This window comes from Amycolatopsis sp. WAC 04197 (assembly GCF_003947475.1).
GTDB lineage: Bacteria > Actinomycetota > Actinomycetes > Mycobacteriales > Pseudonocardiaceae > Amycolatopsis > Amycolatopsis japonica.
In genome coordinates this window covers 1058575-1077426 of sequence record NZ_QHJK01000002.1, presented here as the reverse complement: position 1 = coordinate 1077426, position 18852 = coordinate 1058575, and the positions used below count along the sequence as shown (strand labels likewise).

20 protein-coding genes are annotated in these 18852 nt (G+C 69.0%); 11 read left to right on the top strand and 9 right to left on the bottom strand.

Annotated elements, in window-relative coordinates; genetic code table 11:
• The first annotated feature begins 79 nt into the window (after positions 1–79).
• Positions 80–922, top strand: a complete 843-nt coding sequence (locus DMC64_RS12470; protein WP_125733580.1) for a helix-turn-helix domain-containing protein — start codon at positions 80–82, stop codon at positions 920–922.
• A gap of 37 nt (positions 923–959) precedes the next feature.
• On the top strand, positions 960–2471 hold the full coding sequence (locus DMC64_RS12465; RefSeq protein WP_125733579.1) for an ATP-dependent DNA ligase: 1512 nt from the start codon (positions 960–962) through the stop codon (positions 2469–2471).
• 72 nt (positions 2472–2543) lie between these two features.
• Here DMC64_RS12465 and DMC64_RS12460 read toward each other — a convergent pair whose 3' ends face one another.
• From DMC64_RS12460 to DMC64_RS12450, 3 genes are all read right to left on the bottom strand, one after another.
• Complete coding sequence (locus DMC64_RS12460; protein WP_037340871.1) at positions 2544–2921, bottom strand: hypothetical protein; 378 nt, start codon at positions 2919–2921, stop codon at positions 2544–2546.
• Positions 2918–3259, bottom strand: coding sequence for a hypothetical protein (locus DMC64_RS12455; RefSeq protein WP_093936600.1), 342 nt, complete (start codon positions 3257–3259; stop codon positions 2918–2920). Before DMC64_RS12455 ends, DMC64_RS12460 begins: the two co-directional genes overlap by 4 nt.
• A gap of 180 nt (positions 3260–3439) precedes the next feature.
• Positions 3440–4267, bottom strand: a complete 828-nt coding sequence (locus tag DMC64_RS12450; RefSeq protein WP_125733578.1) for an NBR1-Ig-like domain-containing protein — start codon at positions 4265–4267, stop codon at positions 3440–3442.
• A 117-nt stretch (positions 4268–4384) separates the two neighbouring features.
• Between DMC64_RS12450 and DMC64_RS12445 the strand changes: the two genes are divergently transcribed.
• Positions 4385–5086: a Pr6Pr family membrane protein gene (locus DMC64_RS12445; protein ID WP_043848380.1), complete on the top strand. Its 702-nt coding sequence runs from the start codon at positions 4385–4387 to the stop codon at positions 5084–5086.
• Here the strand turns inward: DMC64_RS12445 and DMC64_RS12440 are convergent.
• Both DMC64_RS12440 and DMC64_RS12435 read right to left on the bottom strand, forming a co-directional pair.
• Positions 5030–6259, bottom strand: coding sequence for an NADH:flavin oxidoreductase/NADH oxidase family protein (locus tag DMC64_RS12440; protein WP_125733577.1), 1230 nt, complete (start codon positions 6257–6259; stop codon positions 5030–5032). The two genes, DMC64_RS12445 and DMC64_RS12440, sit on opposite strands and share 57 nt — an antisense overlap.
• 73 nt (positions 6260–6332) lie before the next feature.
• Positions 6333–6707 carry a DUF4440 domain-containing protein gene (locus DMC64_RS12435; RefSeq protein ID WP_233629630.1) on the bottom strand — a complete coding sequence of 125 codons (375 nt, stop codon included), beginning with the start codon at positions 6705–6707 and terminating at the stop codon, positions 6333–6335.
• Here DMC64_RS12435 and DMC64_RS12430 point away from each other — a divergent pair.
• Positions 6699–7103 carry a helix-turn-helix domain-containing protein gene (locus DMC64_RS12430; protein ID WP_125733575.1) on the top strand — a complete coding sequence of 135 codons (405 nt, stop codon included), beginning with the start codon at positions 6699–6701 and terminating at the stop codon, positions 7101–7103. The two genes, DMC64_RS12435 and DMC64_RS12430, sit on opposite strands and share 9 nt — an antisense overlap.
• Here the strand turns inward: DMC64_RS12430 and DMC64_RS12425 are convergent.
• Positions 7089–7559, bottom strand: coding sequence for a DUF309 domain-containing protein (locus tag DMC64_RS12425; protein WP_037340862.1), 471 nt, complete (start codon positions 7557–7559; stop codon positions 7089–7091). The two genes, DMC64_RS12430 and DMC64_RS12425, sit on opposite strands and share 15 nt — an antisense overlap.
• 35 nt (positions 7560–7594) lie before the next feature.
• Here DMC64_RS12425 and DMC64_RS12420 point away from each other — a divergent pair, with 35 nt between their 5' ends.
• The 3 genes from DMC64_RS12420 to DMC64_RS12410 are packed head-to-tail and all read left to right on the top strand — an operon-like array spanning position 7595 to position 11705.
• Positions 7595–9034 (top strand): GuaB1 family IMP dehydrogenase-related protein, encoded by a 1440-nt coding sequence (locus DMC64_RS12420; protein WP_037340859.1) that lies wholly within the window; start codon positions 7595–7597, stop codon positions 9032–9034.
• 32 nt (positions 9035–9066) lie between these two features.
• Positions 9067–10110, top strand: coding sequence for a glycosyltransferase family A protein (locus tag DMC64_RS12415; protein WP_125733574.1), 1044 nt, complete (start codon positions 9067–9069; stop codon positions 10108–10110).
• Positions 10107–11705: an alkaline phosphatase family protein gene (locus DMC64_RS12410; RefSeq protein WP_125733573.1), complete on the top strand. Its 1599-nt coding sequence runs from the start codon at positions 10107–10109 to the stop codon at positions 11703–11705. The genes DMC64_RS12415 and DMC64_RS12410 overlap by 4 nt, the downstream gene beginning before the upstream one ends.
• A gap of 61 nt (positions 11706–11766) precedes the next feature.
• On the opposite strand, the gene DMC64_RS12405 is transcribed toward DMC64_RS12410, so the two are convergent.
• Positions 11767–13053, bottom strand: coding sequence for a PhoH family protein (locus tag DMC64_RS12405; RefSeq protein ID WP_016337181.1), 1287 nt, complete (start codon positions 13051–13053; stop codon positions 11767–11769).
• 730 nt (positions 13054–13783) lie between these two features.
• On the opposite strand from DMC64_RS12405, the gene DMC64_RS12400 reads away from it, so the two are divergent.
• Positions 13784–14032 (top strand): hypothetical protein, encoded by a 249-nt coding sequence (locus DMC64_RS12400; RefSeq protein WP_037340855.1) that lies wholly within the window; start codon positions 13784–13786, stop codon positions 14030–14032.
• A gap of 60 nt (positions 14033–14092) precedes the next feature.
• Here DMC64_RS12400 and DMC64_RS12395 read toward each other — a convergent pair whose 3' ends face one another.
• Positions 14093–14869, bottom strand: a complete 777-nt coding sequence (locus DMC64_RS12395; protein WP_037306485.1) for an isoprenyl transferase — start codon at positions 14867–14869, stop codon at positions 14093–14095.
• A gap of 86 nt (positions 14870–14955) precedes the next feature.
• Between DMC64_RS12395 and DMC64_RS12390 the strand changes: the two genes are divergently transcribed.
• The 3 genes from DMC64_RS12390 (at position 14956) to DMC64_RS12380 (ending at position 16987) form a co-directional block, all read left to right on the top strand.
• Positions 14956–15642 carry a hemolysin III family protein gene (locus DMC64_RS12390; protein ID WP_369797418.1) on the top strand — a complete coding sequence of 229 codons (687 nt, stop codon included), beginning with the start codon at positions 14956–14958 and terminating at the stop codon, positions 15640–15642.
• A 188-nt stretch (positions 15643–15830) separates the two neighbouring features.
• Positions 15831–16202 (top strand): pyridoxamine 5'-phosphate oxidase family protein, encoded by a 372-nt coding sequence (locus tag DMC64_RS12385; protein ID WP_125733572.1) that lies wholly within the window; start codon positions 15831–15833, stop codon positions 16200–16202.
• Positions 16203–16240: 38 nt separating this feature from the next.
• Positions 16241–16987 (top strand): potassium channel family protein, encoded by a 747-nt coding sequence (locus DMC64_RS12380; RefSeq protein WP_125733571.1) that lies wholly within the window; start codon positions 16241–16243, stop codon positions 16985–16987.
• On the opposite strand, the gene DMC64_RS12375 is transcribed toward DMC64_RS12380, so the two are convergent.
• The gene (locus DMC64_RS12375; RefSeq protein ID WP_125733570.1) at positions 16944–18830 is read right to left on the bottom strand and encodes an acyl-CoA dehydrogenase; all 1887 of its coding nucleotides are present in this window, start codon (positions 18828–18830) and stop codon (positions 16944–16946) included. The genes DMC64_RS12380 and DMC64_RS12375 overlap by 44 nt on opposite strands.
• Positions 18831–18852 lie beyond the last annotated feature (22 nt).

Genomic DNA, 18852 nt, shown 5'->3' with positions numbered 1-18852 from the left:
CCGGCGGCGGTGAGCGGCCGGCCGGGTGGGTCTGCCAGGACCAGGCAACCACCCCATGAGATCCGGGATACTCGAAGACATGACCGAGACGGCCGGACTGGGCGAATTCCTCAAGGCACGCAGGGCCGCGCTGGATCCGGCGGACCTAGGCCTGCCGACGGGGTTCAACCAGCGGCGGGTCGCCGGGCTGCGGCGCGAGGAGCTGGCGCAGCTGGCCGGGATCAGCGTCGACTACTACACGCGCCTGGAGCAGGGCCGGGCACGCAACGTGTCCGACTCCGTCCTCGATTCGCTGAGCCGCGCGCTGCGGCTGCACCGGGACGAGGACACCTACCTGCGCAATCTGGCCACCCCGAAACGCAAACGCGTCGCGCGGCCGAAGGCTCAGCGGATCCGGCCGGAACTCCAGCTGATGCTGAACGCCATCCACTCCCCGGCGATCGTCCTCGGTCGTTACGGCGACGTACTCGCCTGGAATTCTTTGGGCGGCTCGCTCTCCTTCGATCTGGCCTCGCGGCCGGCGGGCGAGCGCAACATCCCGAAGATGTTCTTCCTCGACGAGCACGCCCGCGAGCTGCATCCCGAGTGGGAAACCGTGGCGAAGGAGATCGTCGCGAACCTGCGCTCCGAGAGCGGGCGGTATCCGGACGACCCGTACCTCGCCCAGCTGGTCGGCGAACTCTCCCTCGGCAGCGAGGACTTCCGGAAGCTGTGGGCGAAGCAGACCGTGCGCGAGAAGGCGCACGCGTGGAAGGTGATGGTCAACCCGATCGTGGGTGAGCTCCGGCTGCGTTACGAGACGCTGCGCCTGCCCGACGATCCCGACCAGGCCCTGGTGATCTACACCGCCGAGCCCGGTTCCGACAGCGACCGCGCGCTGCGCCTGCTCGCCAGCTGGGTCACCGATCCCGCGCACGCTTGAACGCGAAACTGTCGGTGTCCGGGTCCATGATGGATCCATGTTGCTCACCGCGGTGGTGACCGCTTCGGCCGAACTGGCCGCCACGAGGTCCAGGAAGGCGAAGATCGCCACCCTGGCCGCGGTCCTGCGCGCCGCGGGCGAACTGGAGCTCCCCGCGGTCATCGCGTTCCTCACCGGGCAGCTGACCCAGGGCCGTATCGGCACCGGTTGGCGGACGCTGGCCGCGCTGGACGCGACCCCGGCCGCCGAGCCGTCGTTGACCGTGTCCGAGGTCGACACGGCCTTCGACACGGTGGGGGCGGCGTCGGGTTCGGGGTCGGTGAAGCTGCGCGCGGACACGCTGCGGGCCCTGCTCGTCAAGATGACCAAGGAAGAGCAGGAGTTCCTGTTCAGGCTGATCAGCGGCGAGCTCCGGCAGGGCGCGCTCGAAGGGATCATGGTGGACGCCATCGCGGCGGCGTCCGGGATCCCGGCCGAGGACGTCCGGCGGGCGTTCATGCTGTCCGGGCAGCTCCCGGTGACCGGCCTGGCCGCGATGACGGGCGGCCGCGAGCGGCTGGCCGAGTTCAAACTCGCGCTGGGCAGGCCGATCCGTCCGATGCTGGCCTCCCCGGCGGAGTCGCTCGACGAGGCGGCCGCCGAACACGCCGAGGCGCTGGTCGAGTACAAGATGGACGGCGCGCGGATCCAGGTCCACCGCGAAGGCGACGAGGTGCACATCTACACGCGGACCCTGCGGGAGATCACCGGCAGCGTCGGCGAACTGGTGGACCTGGTGCGGTCCCTGCCGTGCACGTCGGTGGTGCTCGACGGCGAGACCCTCGCGCTGACGGACGACGGCAGGCCCAGGCCGTTCCAGGAGACGATGAGCCGGTTCGGCAGCAGCCGCGAGGAGCAGGTCAAGGCCCTGTTGCTGCGGCCGTACTTCTTCGACTGCCTGCACCTCGACGGCGTCGACCTGCTGGACGCGCCGCTCTCCGAACGGAACGCCGCCCTGCGCCGGGTCGCGGGCGAGCACGTCATCCCGGGCGAGGTCAGGCCCGCCTCGGCCGAGGGAGTGCTGGAAGCGGCGATGGCCGCCGGGCACGAAGGCGTGATGGTCAAAGACCTCAATTCGCCGTACGCGGCGGGGCGCCGGGGCCGCGCCTGGCTCAAGGTGAAACCGGTGCACACGATCGATCTGATCGTGCTCGCCGCGGAATGGGGGCACGGCAGGCGCACCGGCACGCTGTCGAATCTGCATCTCGGCGCCCGCGACCCCGACGGCGGTCCGCCGATCATGGTCGGCAAGACGTTCAAGGGCATGACCGACGAGCTGCTGGCCTGGCAGACGAAAACGTTCCAGGAGATCGAGACCCATCGCACGGACTGGGTGGTCCACGTGCGGCCGGAGCTCGTCGTCGAAATCGAACTCGACGCGGCCCAGGTGAGCACGCGGTATCCGGGCGGGCTGGCGCTGCGCTTCGCACGCGTCGTGCGCTACCGGCCGGACAAGGAGGCCGCGGACGCCGACACCATCGACACCGTGCGCGGCCTCCTGAAGCCCTGACCCCTCCCCGCATTTAGTCCTCTGGATGCGATCCTTGCGCGTGCAACGACCGCATCCAGAGGACGAAACGCGTCAGTAGCAGCGGTCCGACGAGATCTTGTAGGTGTAGTTGTTCGAGAGGTTGGAGGTCACCTCGAAGCGGATCTTGTGATACACCGGCGGTTCCCCGAGCACGCCGTGCTTGACGGTGCGCTCCTTGCCCGGCGCGATGGCCCCGCTCCAGAGGCCCTTGTCGAAGACGTCGTCGATGATCTGGACGAGCATCCCCCGGTAGTCGTGGTTGTGCACGGTGATGTCGATGCTCTGCCCCGCGCTCACCTCGACGACCTTCGTCTTCCCGCCCATCAACGGTCCGCCCTCACAGACCTTCGACGCCGCCGAAGCGGACGGCGCCATCAGCAGGGTGCCGGCCAGCGCGACCGGGACGACGGCGAACAGTTTCTTCTTCATCGGTTCCCCACAACGGTCTTGACGACATTGGACTGGACGGCCAGGTCGAGGCCGATCTTCATGTTTCCCCCGCAGTAGGCCTTCTCGCCGTTCTTGAAATGCACCGTCAGATCCCCGGCGCATTCGAACACCTTGACGTCCCAAGTGCGCGTGCCCGGCTTGAGGCAGATCGCGTCCTTCCCGGCCCGGCGCATCCAGCCGTGATAGCCGGATTCGCAGGTGATGATCGGATCACTGCCCGAAGCGGGCGCCGGAGCCGCCTGTGCGGCGGTGACCGGCAGGAGCGCCACGGTGAGCGTGGCCCCGGCCAGTGCGGCGACCTTGACGTACGGACGCATGGATTCCCTTTCCGCAAATAATGTGAGAGTGTTTCGGAAAATCCCCGTCCGGAATTCCCGGACGCCGATGACGTTAAAGCCCGCCGAAGCCACTCCGGAAGCGATTCACGACCGCGGAATGGCCATGGCCGAACGGATAATGTCCGCGCAGGTCAGCGCTTTGGCCACCGGCCCGGAAAGTCAAATGACGCGGACCGAGAAGAACACGGCGCGGGTGTTCGGCAGCAGGATGTGGCCCTGTTCGTCGGCCATCTTCCAGTACACCTGGCAATGCCCGGGACGGTCGGGCGCGCGCACCTCGACGGAGACGCGGACATGCTCGCCGGGAGCGGTCTGCGGAACGGGGACACGTTCGGGCGTGACGCATTCGCCCGGATTCCCGAACGATCCGGCGCGGACCAGATAGCGCCCGATCCATCCGACCGTTCCCGCGTTGCGGAACTCCCAGGTCTTCACGAAGACCGATCCGGCCGCGACCTCGCTGCCGTCGGGCACGGTCACGTCGGCGACGAATTCCGACGCGTCACCGGCCGGCGCGGCGGGCTCCGAACCGAACGGGACGGCGAAGACGAACACCAGCGCCGCGACGAGGACGAGCGCCACGGCACCGGCGAGGACGAACGCCGTCCGCCGTGACCGCTCCGGCGCGGGCCCGGGCGCGGGTTCCGGCACGGCGCCGGCGGTCAGCGCGTCCCGCGCGCGTTCCCACTCGCCGCGCCAGTCGTGGCGGACCTCGTCCTCGTCGCCGCCGAGCACGCCGACGGCCAGCACGCGGACGAACTCCCAGGACGTTTCCCAGCTGGGCAGCCGCTCCCCGCGGGCCGCGGCCGAAAGCGCCGATTTCGACGCGAGCGCGCCGTACTCGTCACGCATCCGGTCGTAGGAAGGGTCACCGGCGGCCCGTTTCAGTTCCCACAGCCGTCGCGCGAACCCGGCGACGGGTCCGCTGTCCTCCGCCGGACCCCGCGCGACCCGGCCGCGGCGTCCGGGCCTCCGCTCGACGTCCATCGGTGCCCACGATATGACCCGATGGGCGGGAAGACCCGGCGGCGTCCCGCCCCCGATCGAGTGGCGGCGTGCGGTGGTGACGGGACGTCGCCACCCGATCACCCATAAAGTGGGCGAATGCAGGCTTCCAAGATCGCGCGTGCCTGGTTCGGCCTGACGGCGCTGGTGGTGATCGCCGGGCTCGCCGCGCAGATCCCGGTCTCCGCGGGCACCACCGGCGGCACCTTCCACACCCCGGCCGGCCGGGTGGCCAACCTGCTCGCGTTCTTCACCATCGACTCGAACATCCTGGTCGGCGTCGGCAGCCTGCTGCTCGCGCTCGGCGTCGCGGGCCGGTCGACGTTGTTCGGCGTGCTGCGGCTCACCGGCCTCGTCGGCATCACCGTGACCGGGGTCGTCTTCCAGGTCGCGCTCGCCGATCTCTACGAACTGCACGGCTGGGCGGTGTTCGCCGACACGATGCTGCACAAGGTGTCGCCGTTGATGTGCGTCGCGGGCTGGCTGCTGTTCGGGCCGCGCGGCCAGCTGTCGTGGCGGGTGCTGTGGTGGTCGCTGCTGTACCCGCTGGCCTGGCTCGCCGTCACGCTGGTGCGCGGCGCGATCATCGGGTTCTACCCGTACCCGTTCGTCGACCCGGGCATCAACAGCTACGGCGGTGTCGCCTTCAACTGCGTGCTGATCGGTGTGCTGTTCATCGGTCTCGCGGCGGCCGCGGTCGGCTTCGACCGCACGTTCAGCCGCCGCGACGAGCCCGACGACTACCTAGCCCCGGACCCGGCGGAAAGCGTTGAGCGGATCCGCGACGCCGGCACGTACTAGCGTCCGCACCGCCCCGAGCCGCCGGTCCACCGGTTTCCCGGCGGCCACCCGGTGCATCTGCTGGGTGTGCCACTGGATCTCGAGCAGGCTGTCGGCCAGCCTGATACCGGTCTTCGGCGCCGTGCGCTGGGCACGCACCTCCTCGCCGTCGAGCAGCCGCCCGGGCAGCGCCGGGTCGACGATCAGCGGCCTGCCGAGGCCGATGACGTCCAACGCCCCGGAACGCAGCGCCTCCGCCATACCCTCCGGGCTGGTGAAGCCGCCGGTGACCATCAGCGCGACGTCGGTGACCTGCCGCGCCTTCGCGGCGTAGTCCAGGAAGTAGGCCTCACGGCTGAGAGTGCTCGCCTTGGCCGAGCCCATCATGGCGGCTTTCTCGTAGGTCCCGCCGGAGACTTCCAGCAGGTCGATGCCCGCTTCACCCAGTTCGCGGACGACTTCGAGCGAGTCCTCCTCGCTGAAACCACCGCGCTGGAAGTCCGCGCTGTTGAGCTTGACCGCGATCGGCACGGCGTCGCCGACCTCGGCGCGCACGCGGGCGACGACTTCGAGCAGGAAGCGGCGCCGCCGGAGCGCGTCGCCGCCCCAGCCGTCGGTGCGCCGGTTGGTCAGCGGGGAAAGGAACTGCGACACGAGGTAGCCGTGCGCGCCGTGGATCTGGACGCCGGCGAATCCCGCGTCGACGACGGTCCGCGCGGCCACCCCGAACCGATCGACGATCGCCTCGATCTCGCCGACGGTGAGCGCGCGCGGCGTCGCGAAGACCGAGCGGATGCCGCGGTCGCCGAACGGCACCGCCGACGGCGCGACCGGCTGACGGGACAGGAAACGCGGGCTCTGCCTGCCCGGATGGTTGAGCTGTGCCCACAACCGGGTCTCGGTCCCGTCGACCGACCGCGCCCACGGCTTGAACTCGGTCGCGTCCGGTTCCCGCGGCACCGCGACGTTGCGCGGTTCGCCGAGCGCGGTGGGCTCGACCATGACGTTGCCGGTGATCAGCGTCCCGGCACCGCCGCGAGCCCACGTCCGGTACAGCTCGGCCAGTTCGGCGGTCGGCCGGTTGCGGCGATCGCCGAGCTGCTCGCTGAGCGCGGCCTTGGCCAGCCGGTTCGGCAGGGTCGCGCCGCATCGCAGTTTCAGCGGTTCGGCCAGCAGTTCCTTGGGCTCGCTCATCGCGCTTTCTCCCGCCGTTACCTACTGGGCAGTATCCCTACTCGAAGTAACATACTCGCGGTATGTCGAGTACTCAAGGCGCGGCGATGCCGAAGGGGTTGTCGATCACGTAGCGCCAGAGCCCGTCCTCGCCACGCTTCGCGACATCGGTCGCCGTCGCGGAGAGGTGCCCTTCGATGCTCCAGTCGACGATCAGCAGGGCCAGGTCACCGGCGACGTGCACCTGGCGCGGCGTCACCTGGATCGGCTGCCCGAGCGCGAGGATCCCGCCGTTCGCGGCCCGGCGTTCCGCGCCGCTCACCCGCACACCGTCCCGGCGGACGAACACGGCGTCCGGTTCGTAGACCGTGTCGAGGATTTCGGCGGATCCGGTGTTGAAGGCGGCTTGGAAGACGAAGGGATGTTCGGCCGGGTCGGTGGTCAAAGGCACACTGGGGGAATGCGTCATGCGGACAGCGAAACCGACCGCGAAGCAGGTCACCAAACGGAAACCTTCGACGGCGAGCTCGTCCCGGACGCCCGCGGCCGCACCCGGCGGCCGGAGCCGGACTGCCCGGTCGAGGTCGCGCTCGCCGCGATCTCGGGCCGCTGGACGACGCTGGTGCTGCGGGAACTGATGGGCGGGCCTCGGTCGTTCAGCGACCTACGCGTGGCATTGCCCGACCTGTCCGCGAAGGTGCTGACAGAACGCCTCGGCGACCTGACCACGCGACGCCTCGCCGTGCGCGAAGAGCTGCCGGGCTTCCCGAGCCGGACCAGCTACCGGCTCACCCCGGCGGGACTGGAGCTACGGCCACTGCTGATCGAGCTGTACCGCTCGGGTTCGGCCCTACTGGCCAAGTAGGCGAGGGGCGACCGGCTCCACCCGAGCCCGCACCTTCACCTCTTCGGCCATCGCCCGCGCCCAAGCCTGCAATCCCGGGATGTCGATCCCGTGCGGCCCCGCCTCGCGAAACGGCTCGATGTTGTCCGCGCCACGCTCCAGCAGCGAAGCCGCGCCGTTGCCGTTGCCCCTGGCCGCGTGGGTCAGGCCGACGGCGAGCTGCGCGAGACCGCGCCACAGCTCCCGCTCCGGGCCGTCGGTGGATTTCCACGCGTCCTCGAACACCTCGTGCGCGTGGAACGGACGGCCCGCGTCGAGCAGGCGCTGAGCCTCGGAAATGGTGTCCTCTGGGCTGCGTTCGATGCCCTCGGGCTGCCGTTCGACCCCGTCGGCGCCGTACGGGAGCGGCCTGCCGAGACCGTCTCGCGGGCGCGCGTTGCGGGCTCGTCCGGCTTCGTCACGGTCCCGGTCCGTCATGCCGCCATTGTCCCACGCGGGTATCCTGGGGCCTCGTGCGCTTTCTCGACGGGCATCGGCCCGCTCACGACCTGACCTACGACGACGTGTTCCTCCTGCCGAACCGGTCGGACGTGGAGTCCCGCTTCGACGTCGACCTGTCCACTGTGGACGGAACCGGCGCGACGATCCCGATCGTGGTCGCCAACATGACCGCCGTCGCGGGCCGCCGGATGGCCGAAACGGTCGCCAGGCGCGGCGGGCTCGTCGTCCTGCCGCAGGACGTCGACGTGGCCGCGGTCGCCGACATCGTCACCTGGGTCAAGAGCCGTCACACCGTGTGGGACACCCCGCTCGTGCTGACCGGCGGCGACGCGGTGGCCGACGCGCTGAACCTGGTCGGCAAACGGGCCCACGGCGCCGTCGTCGTGGTGGACGAGGACGGCAAGCCCGTCGGCGTCGTCGACGAAGCGGCCTGCGCCGGCGTAGACCGCTTCGCACGGCTTGCCGACGTCGCGGAGCCCGCGGTCGTCACGGTCCCGCTGGACACTCCGCCCCGCGAGGTGTTCGAGCGGCTGCACGACCACGGCGGCCGCCTCGCGCTCGGCATCGACGAGAACGGCAGGCTCGCGGGCGTCCTGACCGAGATCGCGGCACTGCGCGCGGAGATCTACACCCCGGCCGTCGACGACGGCGGCAACCTGCGGGTCGCCGCCGCGATCGGTGTGAACGGCGACGTCGCGGCGAAGGCCGAGGCCGTCCTCGCGGCGGGCGTCGACGTGCTCGTGGTCGACACCGCGCACGGCCACCAGGAGAAGATGATCTCCGCGCTCAAGGCCGTCCGGTCGGTGAACCCCCAGGTGCCGGTGGTGGCCGGGAACGTGGTCACCGCGGAGGGCACACGCGACCTGATCCACGCGGGAGCGGACGTCGTCAAGGTCGGTGTCGGCCCCGGCGCCATGTGCACGACCCGGATGATGACCGGCGTCGGACGCCCGCAGTTCTCCGCCGTCGCCGAATGCGCGGCCGCGGCCCGTGAACTGGGCAAGCACGTCTGGGCGGACGGCGGCGTGCGGCATCCGCGCGACGTCGCGCTCGCGCTGGCCGCCGGCGCGTCGGCCGCGATGGTCGGCTCGTGGTTCGCCGGCACCCACGAATCCCCGGGCGACCTGCGCTACGACGAGCAGGGCAAGCCGTACAAGGAATCGTTCGGCATGGCGTCGAAACGCGCCGTCGGCGCCCGCACGCGTACCGACAACGTCTTCGAACGCGCCAAGAAGGGCCTGTTCGAAGAGGGCATTTCGGCGTCGCGGATGGCCTTGGACCCGGCTCGCCCCGGCGTCGAGGACCTCCTCGACTCGATCGGCTCCGGTGTCCGTTCGGCCTGCACGTACGCGGGCGCCCGTACGCTGGAGGAGTTCCACGAGCGCGCGCTGCTCGGGATCCAGTCCGCCGCCGGTTTCGCGGAAGGACGTCCGCTGCCGTCGGGCTGGTGATTCGGCGCACCCGAAGCACTAAGGTGCACCGGGTGAGACGCCTGAGACGGATCGTGGCGGCGGCGAGGGACGACCGCCGCCACGCGGAAAACGGGGAAATCGCCGAGCTGCGGACCGCGCTCGCGGAGCAGGCGGCGGAGATCGAGCGCTTGCGCGCCACGCTGGAGCATCGCACCGCCTGGCTCGAAGACCACGGCAAGGCCCTTCGGGACGGTGAGGCGCGCATCTCCACCGTCGAGGACCGGCAAGCCGCCCTCGACGCCCGGCAGGAAGCGCTCGACGGCTGGCTCGCCGGTCACGACACCGCGTTCGAAGGCCTGCACCTCCGTACCGAAGACCTCGAGGCCGCGCGTGACGTCCGCACGTTCACGCACTGGATCGATCAGCACGAACTCCTTGCCGCACCGAAGATCTCGATCGTCCTGCCCACGCACGACCGGGCCGCGCTGCTGCCGCGCGCCGTCGCTTCGGTGCTGGCGCAGCGTTACGAGAACTGGGAACTGGTGATCGTCGACGACGCCAGTTCGGATTCCACGCCGAAGGTGATCGCCGGTTTCGAGGACCCGCGGATCCGTTCGATCCGGGTCGAGCACGGCGGTGTCTGCGCCGCCCGCAACGCCGGGCTGGCCGAGGTCACCGGCGACGTGGTCGCCTACCTCGACGACGACAACACCATGCATCCCTTGTGGCTCAAGGCTTTGGGCTGGGCGTTCGGCGCGCATCCGGAGATCACGGCGGCCTACGGCGGTTTCGTCATCGACGACATCGGCGGGCTGCCGACGTTGTTCCTGCGCCGCTACGACCGGGAAACCCTGGAGCGGGAGAATCTCGCCGACATCGGCGCCGTCGCGCACCGAGCCGGTCTTCGAGAGGCCCGGTTCGACGAATCGCTGGTCGAGATGGGCGACTGGGATCTGCTCCTGGCGCTGACCGCGAACCGCGCGCCGCTGGTCGTCCCGGCGATCTCCTGCTACTACACGACGACTTCCGGGGACCGGCTTTCCCACGGGCCGACCTACGACGACGATTTCGCCGCCATCCGCCGCAAGCATTCAGGACCGGAGCACCGAGTATGACCGAGCCCGCCAAGATCCTCGTGGTCGCACTCGATGCGTGCGATCCCACCACGATCCGCGAACTCGCCGCCGCGGGTGAGGTGCCGACGCTGGCACGCCTGCTCGAAACCAGCGCTTCGGCGACCACGCACAATCCCTACGGCCTGTTCGTCGGCTCGCTGTGGAGCAGCTTCTTCACCGCGCGCACCGCCGCGCGGACCGGGTTCCACTGCTGGGAAGAGGTCGACACCAAGACCTACGAACGGCGGCTGACCAGCCCGCTGGAGATCCGGGGCACCCCGTTCTGGGAGACGCTTTCCGATGCGGGCAAACGGGTCGCCGTGCTCGACGTCCCGCATTCCCGTGCGGACAAACCGATCAACGGCGCCATGGTGAGCGAATACGCCTGCCACGACCGGCATTTCGGCTTCCACACCTCGCCACCGGAATTGGCCAAGGAGATCGAGGCCGAGTTCGGGCTCACTCCCATCCTCACCGCCGAGCCCGACCTGGTCCGCGACTGGGCGCCGGACGACTATCTCCACCGCGAGGGCCCGCACCGCACGCCGGACGAGGAACGCGCGCTGACCCACGGCCTCGTCGCCGGGATCGGGCAGAAGACCCAGGTCTCGACGAAGCTGCTCGCCGAGGGCGATTGGGATCTTTTCCTTTCGGTGTACGGGGAATCCCACAGCATCGGCCATCAGCAGTGGCATCTGCACGACCCGGGCCACCGCGACCACGACGTCGCGCTCGCCGCGGAACTGGATCCGATCCGCGCGGTCTACCGCGGCCTCGACGAGGCGATCGGCGAGCATCTCGCGCTGGCCGGACCGGACACCACGGTCTTCGTGCTGCTGAGCCACGGCATGGGATCGCGGTACGAGGGAAGTCATCTGCTGCACGAAATCCTGCGGCTCCTCGACACGGTCGAGACCGAAGGACTGCGGGGCGGCGGCGCGATGACGACGGCCAAACGTGCCTACTCCGCACTCCCCCGTCCTTTGAGGACGAAGCTCGCTTCGGCCGCGATGCCCTTGCTGCGCAAGCGTCTCGCTTCTTCCCCGCTGCCCGCGGTGCCGAACTGGGCGACCGCCGAACAGCGGTCGAAGCAGCGGTTCTATCTGTCTCCCAACAACTTCGTCTTCGGCGGGGTGCGGATCAACCTGGCCGGCCGCGAACCGCACGGCGTCGTCCAGCCCGGCGCCGAGTACGAAGCCGTGTGCGAGCAGCTGACCGAAGACCTGCTCTCACTGGTGAACGTCGCGTCGGGGAAACCCGTCGTGCGCGAGGTTTCCCGCACGAGCGACCACTACGACCGGGAAGCCGACGACACGTTGCCGGATCTGCTGATCGACTGGGCCCGCACCGGGCCGATCGAGACGGTCTGGTCGCCCAAGACCGGCGTCGTCTACGGCCCGGACGAGCACTGGCGCACCGGGGACCACCGGCCGGACGGGCTCCTGCTCGCCAGCGGTCCCGGTTTCGAACCGGGCGCGAAACTGCCGGATCTGGACGTCGTCGACCTGGGTTCGACCCTTTCGGCCATGCTCGGCGTGGAACTCACCGACGACGTGGACGGACGGCCGCTTCCCTGGGCGAAACCAGTGTCGTGAGTGTCATGAAAGGGTCGTTCAGGACAGAAAACGTCCTGAACGACCCTTTCATGACATGTGCCTAGCCGTGGTCCTCCAGCATCTCGGTGACGAGCGCCGCGATCGGCGAACGCTCGGAACGGGTCAACGTGACATGCGCGAACAGCGGATGCCCCTTGAGCTTCTCGATCACCGCGGAAACGCCGTCGTGCCGGCCGACCCGCAGGTTGTCGCGCTGCGCGACGTCATGCGTGAGCACGACCCGCGAAGCCGTGCCCAGCCGCGAAAGCACGGTCAGGAGCACGTTGCGCTCCAAGGACTGCGCCTCGTCGACGATGACGAACGTGTCGTGCAGCGACCGGCCGCGGATATGGGTCAGCGGGAGCACCTCGAGCATGCCGCGGTCGAAGACCTCGTCGAGGACGTCCTGGCTGACCAGCCCGCCGAGGGTGTCGAACACCGCCTGCGCCCACGGCTGCATCTTCTCGCTCTCGGAACCGGGCAGGTAGCCCAGTTCCTGGCCGCCGACCGCGTAGACCGGCCGGAACACGACCACCTTGCGGTGCTGGCGGCGTTCCATCACCGACTCCAGCCCCGCGCAGAGCGCGAGCGCCGACTTACCCGTCCCGGCCCGTCCGCCCAGCGAGACGATGCCGACGTCGGAGTCCAGCAAAAGATCCAGCGCCACCCGCTGTTCGGCCGAGCGGCCGTGCAGCCCGAACGCCTCCTTGTCGCCGCGCACGAGCCGGATCCGCTTGTCCGCGGTGACCCGGCCCAACGCGCTCGAACTGCCCGCGAGCAGCCTCAACCCGGTGTGACAGGGCAGTTCACCGACCTCGGGCATCCCGAATTCCGCCGGATCCACCGAAGAGCCGCTGAACAGCGCGTCGACGAGGGTCTGCGGGACGTCCACGTCCGCCATCCCCGTCCAGCCCGAGGGCGTCACCTCCTGCGCGCGGTACTCGTCGGCTTCGAGGCCGACGGCTCCCGCCTTGACGCGCAGGGGGATGTCCTTGGTCACCAGCGTGACCGACGCGCGTTCCGCCGCCAGATTGAGCGCACAGGCGAGGATGCGGTGGTCGTTGGAGTCGGTGCGGAAGCCGACCGGGAGCACCGTGGGATCGGAGTGGTTCAACTCCACCTGCAGGGTGCCGCCGTGCTCACCGATCGGGATCGGCGCGTCGAGCCTGCCGTGCTGACGACGCAGGTCGTCGAGCATGCGAAGCGCTTCGCGCGCGAACCACCCCAGTTCGGGATGGTGACGTTTCGCCTCCAGTTCACTGATGACGACCAGCGGGAGCACGACCGCGTGTTCGGCGAAACGGGTCACCGACCAGGGGTCAGAAAGCAGGACCGACGTGTCGAGCACGTAAGTGGACCGCTGGGATTCGGGCGAGATCGAGGCTTTCTCCGGGCCAGAGGCACCGGTCGAAGAACGGCCAGAGGCCTTGCGGGGTGAACGCTGCGCAGTCACGACGGCATCTCCCTCGTGGGCGTGGCACCACGCCCGCACTCGCTGGGCCGGGCACCTCCCTGGCTAACCGCTCCTTCCGACGTCTTCCGACGTCAGTCGGCACGGCCGCGAGGGCCGGGTGCCGGCCCCCTCGTGCATCCACTGGGCGGCTGTGCCGCCCTGTCGACAACCGCCACGACCAGGGCCTCCCGCGAGAGTCCGCATGGGACGCGAACCCTCACTTCCGGAAGGTACCTGCGTCCGGCCGATCGCGCAGGCAGCCACCACGGTGATTCGCCAAACCGTCATCTCACTGTCGGTCGCGTGACATCAACGCCTGGTCACCATCACGGTGCGTAGTGATGATCTCCATTCAGGGACGCTCGTCGATGCGACCCGGATGGATTAACGCGACGCAGGGCGTTCACCTGATGGGATCGAGGGTTCTACCACGCTTGGTAGCCGGTCGCATTTTGTGCCCGAGACAGAGAACCGGACCGAGTGAAACGCGCCTTTTCGGGCTCACACAATGGGCTTACGCAACGGTCACAACTGCTGAATAGCGAGTAATTTTCTCACTGCGGGACACCCCCACCGGATTTCGGTGCCCCCGATCCCTGAATATCTCTACCAAGGAGTGTGCGAAGTGCTGAAGAAGGCTGGTTTCGTTTCCGCCGTCGCCGCGGGCATCATGATGGTCGGCGGGACCGCGTTCGCCGCCACTGGTGACACCTCCGGCACCCCGGACCCCACGTTCGGCGACGCCTACAACACGTTCATCGAGGGCGGCGGCGCGCTGGGCTACGGTGCCGCTTCGCTGGTCGCCGGTGCCTACACGGGCGTCGCGCTCACCCCGGCGCTGATCGCCCACTCGCTGGAGCACCACCACCACTGATCTTCAGTGACGACGTCGAAGGCCCCGGAGTGCACGCCGGGGCCTTCGTCATGTCACCGGTCAGGAACCGAAGCGCCGGTGCCGCCACGCGTAATCGCGCATCGCGCGGAGAAAATCGACGCGGCGGAATGCGGGCCAATAAGCTTCGGTGAACCAGAATTCAGAATGCGCCGATTGCCAGAGCAGGAATCCGGAAAGCCGCTGCTCACCCGAGGTGCGGATAATCAGATCCGGATCGGGCTGGCCCGAGGTGTACATGTGTTCGGAAATATGGTCGACGTCCAGGATCTTCGCGAGCTCGCGGATCGAGGTGCCCTCGTCGGCGTGCTGGAGCAGGAGTTTGCGGACCGCGTCGGCGATCTCCTGACGCCCTCCGTAACCGACCGCGACGTTGACCTCCATCCCCGAGCGCCCTTCAGTGCGCTCCGCGGCCGCGCTGAGGGCCTTCGCGACCTCGGGCGGCAGTAAGTCAAGGGCTCCCACGATGCGGAGCCGCCAGGGCGTGTGCGGCGCGGCGAGTTCGTCGGTGACGTCGGTGATGATCTTCAGCAGCGGGCTGAGTTCCTCGGCCGCGCGCCCGAGGTTGTCCGTCGAAAGCAGCCACATGGTGACGACCTCGACGTCGGCCTCGTTGCACCAACTCAGGAAGTCGGCGATCTTCTTGGCGCCGGCCCGGTGGCCGTCGGCGACGTCCGTGAAGCCCGCTTCGCGCGCCCAGCGGCGGTTGCCGTCCAGCATGATGGCGATGTGGCGTGGATGGCGCCCCTTGGCCTGCTGGATCAGGCGCCTGCCGTAGGCGCTGTACACGACGTCTGACAAGAAGGACCGAAGACTCACGCCAGTGGAGACTAGTCACCCCGCGGGCCCCAGTGGGACGCGCCACGGAGACTGGCGAAAAACCTACGGTGCCGTAACCTGAGTGAGTGAGCGTAGCGACCGAACCCCAGCCGTCCGGCCCCGCGCCCGTGGTGGACACGCGTCCTCGATTGCGTGGGCACATCCATTTCTGGTCCTTCTTCGGCGCCGTCGCCGGAGCCGCGACCCTCATCAGCCTCGCGGCGTCCACTGTGTCTGGTATCGCCGCTTTGTCCACTTCGGTCTACGGCCTGACCGTCCTCGGCGTCTTCGGCGTCAGCGCGCTGTACCACCGTCGCTTGTGGAGCCCACGAGCATACGAATGGATGAAGCGCGCCGACCATTCGATGATCTTCCTGTTCATCGCCGGCACCTACACGCCGTTCACCCTTCTGGCCATGTCCCAGCCGACCGGGTACATCGTGCTCGCGATCGTGTGGGGCGGCGCGATCGGCGGCGTCACCCTGAAGATGCTGTGGCCGAACGCGCCACGGTGGCTGGGCGTGCCGATCTACATCGCGCTGGGCTGGGTCGCCGTCTTCGTCCTGCCCGAACTGGCCACGCACGCCGGCGTCGCGGCGCTCGTGCTGCTCTGCGTCGGCGGCCTGTTCTACACGCTGGGGGCGGTGTTCTACGCGGTGAAGTGGCCGAACCACTTCCCGGACACCTTCGGGTACCACGAGTACTTCCACGCCTGCACGGTCCTCGCCGCGGTTTCGCACTACATCGCGATCTGGCTGGCGATGTACGCCTAGCTCGCGTGATTGAACCCGTAACTCGCGTGATTGGAGACGGAACTCCGAGTTCCGCCCTCAAACACGCGAGTTACGTCTTCAATCACGCGAGTGCGGTGTCCCGTGACCAGGACGGACACAAGCGTGTTCCCTCTGGCACAAGAAAGTGCCTTCTTCCGCGCTCTCGCCGTGCCAGCCATGATCACCGCATGGCCAAGAACGCACCTCCCCGCCGCCTCGACGACGCGGCCCTCAGCGACTTCCTCGCCGGACACACCTTCGGCGCCCTCGCGACCGTCAAGCGTGACGGCCGCCCGCATCTCTCCACCGTCCTCTACGCGTGGGACCCTGAGACGCGCGAGATCAGGATCAGCACGACCGAAGACCGTCTGAAGGTCAAGCAGCTGCGCAACAACCCGACCGCCTCCCTCTACGTCTCCAGCGCCGACCACTGGAGTTTCGCCGTCGTGGAAGGGAAGGCGGAACTCTCCGAAGTCACGCCAACACCCGAAGGCGAGCGAAGGCTCTACATCACCCTCAAAACCGACAAACTCTATGGAACGGCCCTCGACATCGCTTAACGTACGCACCTGGGAAAGGCCAGGTGAGGAGACGTCCGATGTGGGAAAAGCGGATGGAGTGGCCGCTCAACGCCGCCGCCGTACTGTTCCTGGCCGCGTACGCCTGGCCGATCCTCCAGCCCTCGCTCGGGCACACCGGGCGGGTCTGGTGCGAGGTCGTCACCTGGCTCGCGTGGGCGGTCTTCGCCCTCGACTACGGCGTCCGCCTCAAACACGCCGAGGACAAACGGGTCTTCCTGAAGAACAACGTCTTCGACCTGCTGATCATCGTGCTCCCGCTGATCCGGCAGCTGCGCCTGCTCCGGCTGGTCACGGTGCTCAACGTCCTCAACCGCAACGCCGGCCTGTCGCTGCGCGGCCGGGTCGTGGTCTACACGGTGGGCGCGACGGCGCTCATCGTGTTCTGTTCGGCGCTCGCCGTGCTCGACGCCGAACGCGCCGCGCCGGACGCGCCGATCACCGACTTCCCGGACGCGGTGTGGTGGTCGATCACGACGATCACCACGGTCGGCTACGGCGACCGCTATCCCGTCAGCGGCACCGGCCGGATCGTCGCGGTCGGGCTCATGGTGGCCGGGATCGCCCTGCTCGGTGTGGTCACCGCGACCCTCGCGTCGTGGCTGATCCGCCGGGTGACCGAAGCCGACGAGAACGCGCAGGCCGTGACCCGCGAGCATCTCGACGAGCTGACCCGCGAGGTCAAGGCGTTGCGGGCCGAGCTCGCCGAGCAGCGCGCCCAGGTCAGTCCCGCAGCATCGGAGCCGCTAGGTACGGCTCGGGGATAGCGAAGGCGTCCACGAGGGTCCGCGCGTGCGGGCGCAGGTCGGCGCACAGCGCGTTCACCGCGGCGGTGACGGCCTTCGAGCGTCCGGAGGTCAGGCGTCCGTGTTCGAGGAACCAGCCGCGATCCGCCTCGATGTTCGCGAGCGCGTAGAGGTCGCAGACCCGCTCAAGCAGCTCACGGGCCTCGGCGTCGGCACAACGTTCGATGGCGTCGACGAACGCTTCCAGCACCACCCGGTCGACGTGTGCTCGGCCCGCGCGCAGCACGTGGTCCTGCGCGTCGTTGAAGACACCGAAGGGGTCTGAGCCAGCTTTACGCAGACGCTGCGCGACGCCGGCGAGCACATGCTCTTCGCGGTCTTCGAACAGCTTTAGGTGCCACTCGCGGGAGTAAAGGACGTCGCCGTCGTCGGCCTCGGTGAGCCGCTCGACGACCTTGCGCGCGGACGTCCGTTCGATCACGGCCTCGACGAGCTGCTCCGCCACGAACCGCGCGGTCGCGAGCGGGCTGAGGTCCTCGAAGTGGTCCTTGTAGCTGGTCAGCAAACCCTTCGCGACCAGCTGCAGCAGCACGGTGTTGTCACCCTCGAAGGTGGTGAAGACGTCCGTGTCGGCCTTCAGCCCGGCGAGCAGGTTCTCCGAGAGATAGCCGGAGCCGCCGCATGCCTCCCGGGCCGCCTGGATGGTCGCCGTCGCGTGCCAGGTCGAGACGGCCTTGATGCCGGCGGCACGCGATTCCAGCTCGCGCTGCTCCTCTTCCGGCGCGTCCTCGGCGATGTCGTGCAGCTTCGAGACGAGCCCTTCCTGCGCGAAGTGCAGCGCATACGACGTCGCCAGCGCGGGCAGCAGTTTCCGCTGGTGGGCGCGGTAGTCGAGGATCACGACCTCTTCGCCGTCGGGCCGCGCGAACTGCCGCCGCTGCTCGCCGTAGCGGATGGCCAGCGCCAGCGCGCGTTTCGTCGCGCTGCCGGCGCTGCCCGCGACGCTGACCCTGCCGCGGATGAGCGTGCCGAGCATCGTGAAGAACCGGCGGCCGTCGCTTTCGATCGGGCTCGTGTACGTCCCGTCCTCGGCGACGTCACCGAAGCGGTTGAGCAGCGCTTCGCGCGGAATCCGCACTTGGTCGAACGTGAGCCGCCCGTTGTCGACGCCGTTGAGGCCCGCCTTGCGGCCGCAGTCCTCGATCTCGACGCCACGCGCCTTCTCGCCGCGGATCGGCACCAGGAACGCGTGCACCCCGCGTGACTCGCCGCCGGTGATCAGCTGCGCGAACACCACCGCGAGTTCGCCGTCGCGGGCGGCGTTGCCGATGTATTCCTTCATCGCGCCGCGGTCCGGCGTGTGCACGACGAACTCGCGCGTCGCCGGGTCGTAGGTCGCGGTGGTGCGCAGATGCTGGACGTCCGAGCCGTGGCCGTGCTCGGTCATCGCGAAACAGCCCAGCAGCTCCAGATCCTTGATGTCGCGCAGATACCGCTCGTGGTGGCGTTCGGTGCCCAGCAGCTGCACGGCGCCACCGAACAGACCCCATTGGACACCGGCCTTCACCATCAGCGAGAGATCGCCGAAGCCCAGCATCTCGAACGACGTCAACGCGCCGCCGACGTCTCCGCCACCGCCGTACGCCGGGTCGAAGCCGAGCCCCGGCCGGTCGGTGCGGGCGAGCAGCCGCAGCCATTCGAGCACCTGGGCGCGATGCGTTTCGGTGTCGACGTCGACAGGGTCTTCGAAGACCTCCGCGGCCATCTGCGCGCGCACCGCGCGGCGGAGCCCGGCCCACCGTCCATCGAGGACGGTGGTCAGCACGTCCGGGTCGATCTTCGCGGGAAGTCCTGGTGTGTCCACGATTCCTCCGATGCGGTGCGGT

Excerpts from the sequence above, each read along its gene's own strand:
- DMC64_RS12470 (WP_125733580.1), top strand. The coding sequence starts at position 80 with ATGACCGAGACGGCCGGACTGGGCGAATTCCTCAAGGCACGCAGGGCC.
- DMC64_RS12465 (WP_125733579.1), top strand. The coding sequence starts at position 960 with ATGTTGCTCACCGCGGTGGTGACCGCTTCGGCCGAACTGGCCGCCACG.
- DMC64_RS12460 (WP_037340871.1), bottom strand. The coding sequence starts at position 2,921 with ATGAAGAAGAAACTGTTCGCCGTCGTCCCGGTCGCGCTGGCCGGCACC.
- DMC64_RS12455 (WP_093936600.1), bottom strand. The coding sequence starts at position 3,259 with ATGCGTCCGTACGTCAAGGTCGCCGCACTGGCCGGGGCCACGCTCACC.
- DMC64_RS12450 (WP_125733578.1), bottom strand. The coding sequence starts at position 4,267 with ATGGACGTCGAGCGGAGGCCCGGACGCCGCGGCCGGGTCGCGCGGGGT.
- DMC64_RS12445 (WP_043848380.1), top strand. The coding sequence starts at position 4,385 with ATGCAGGCTTCCAAGATCGCGCGTGCCTGGTTCGGCCTGACGGCGCTG.
- DMC64_RS12440 (WP_125733577.1), bottom strand. The coding sequence starts at position 6,259 with ATGAGCGAGCCCAAGGAACTGCTGGCCGAACCGCTGAAACTGCGATGC.
- DMC64_RS12430 (WP_125733575.1), top strand. The coding sequence starts at position 6,699 with ATGCGTCATGCGGACAGCGAAACCGACCGCGAAGCAGGTCACCAAACG.
- DMC64_RS12435 (WP_233629630.1), bottom strand. The coding sequence starts at position 6,707 with ATGACGCATTCCCCCAGTGTGCCTTTGACCACCGACCCGGCCGAACAT.
- DMC64_RS12425 (WP_037340862.1), bottom strand. The coding sequence starts at position 7,559 with ATGACGGACCGGGACCGTGACGAAGCCGGACGAGCCCGCAACGCGCGC.
- DMC64_RS12410 (WP_125733573.1), top strand. The coding sequence starts at position 10,107 with ATGACCGAGCCCGCCAAGATCCTCGTGGTCGCACTCGATGCGTGCGAT.
- DMC64_RS12385 (WP_125733572.1), top strand. The coding sequence starts at position 15,831 with ATGGCCAAGAACGCACCTCCCCGCCGCCTCGACGACGCGGCCCTCAGC.
- DMC64_RS12380 (WP_125733571.1), top strand. The coding sequence starts at position 16,241 with ATGTGGGAAAAGCGGATGGAGTGGCCGCTCAACGCCGCCGCCGTACTG.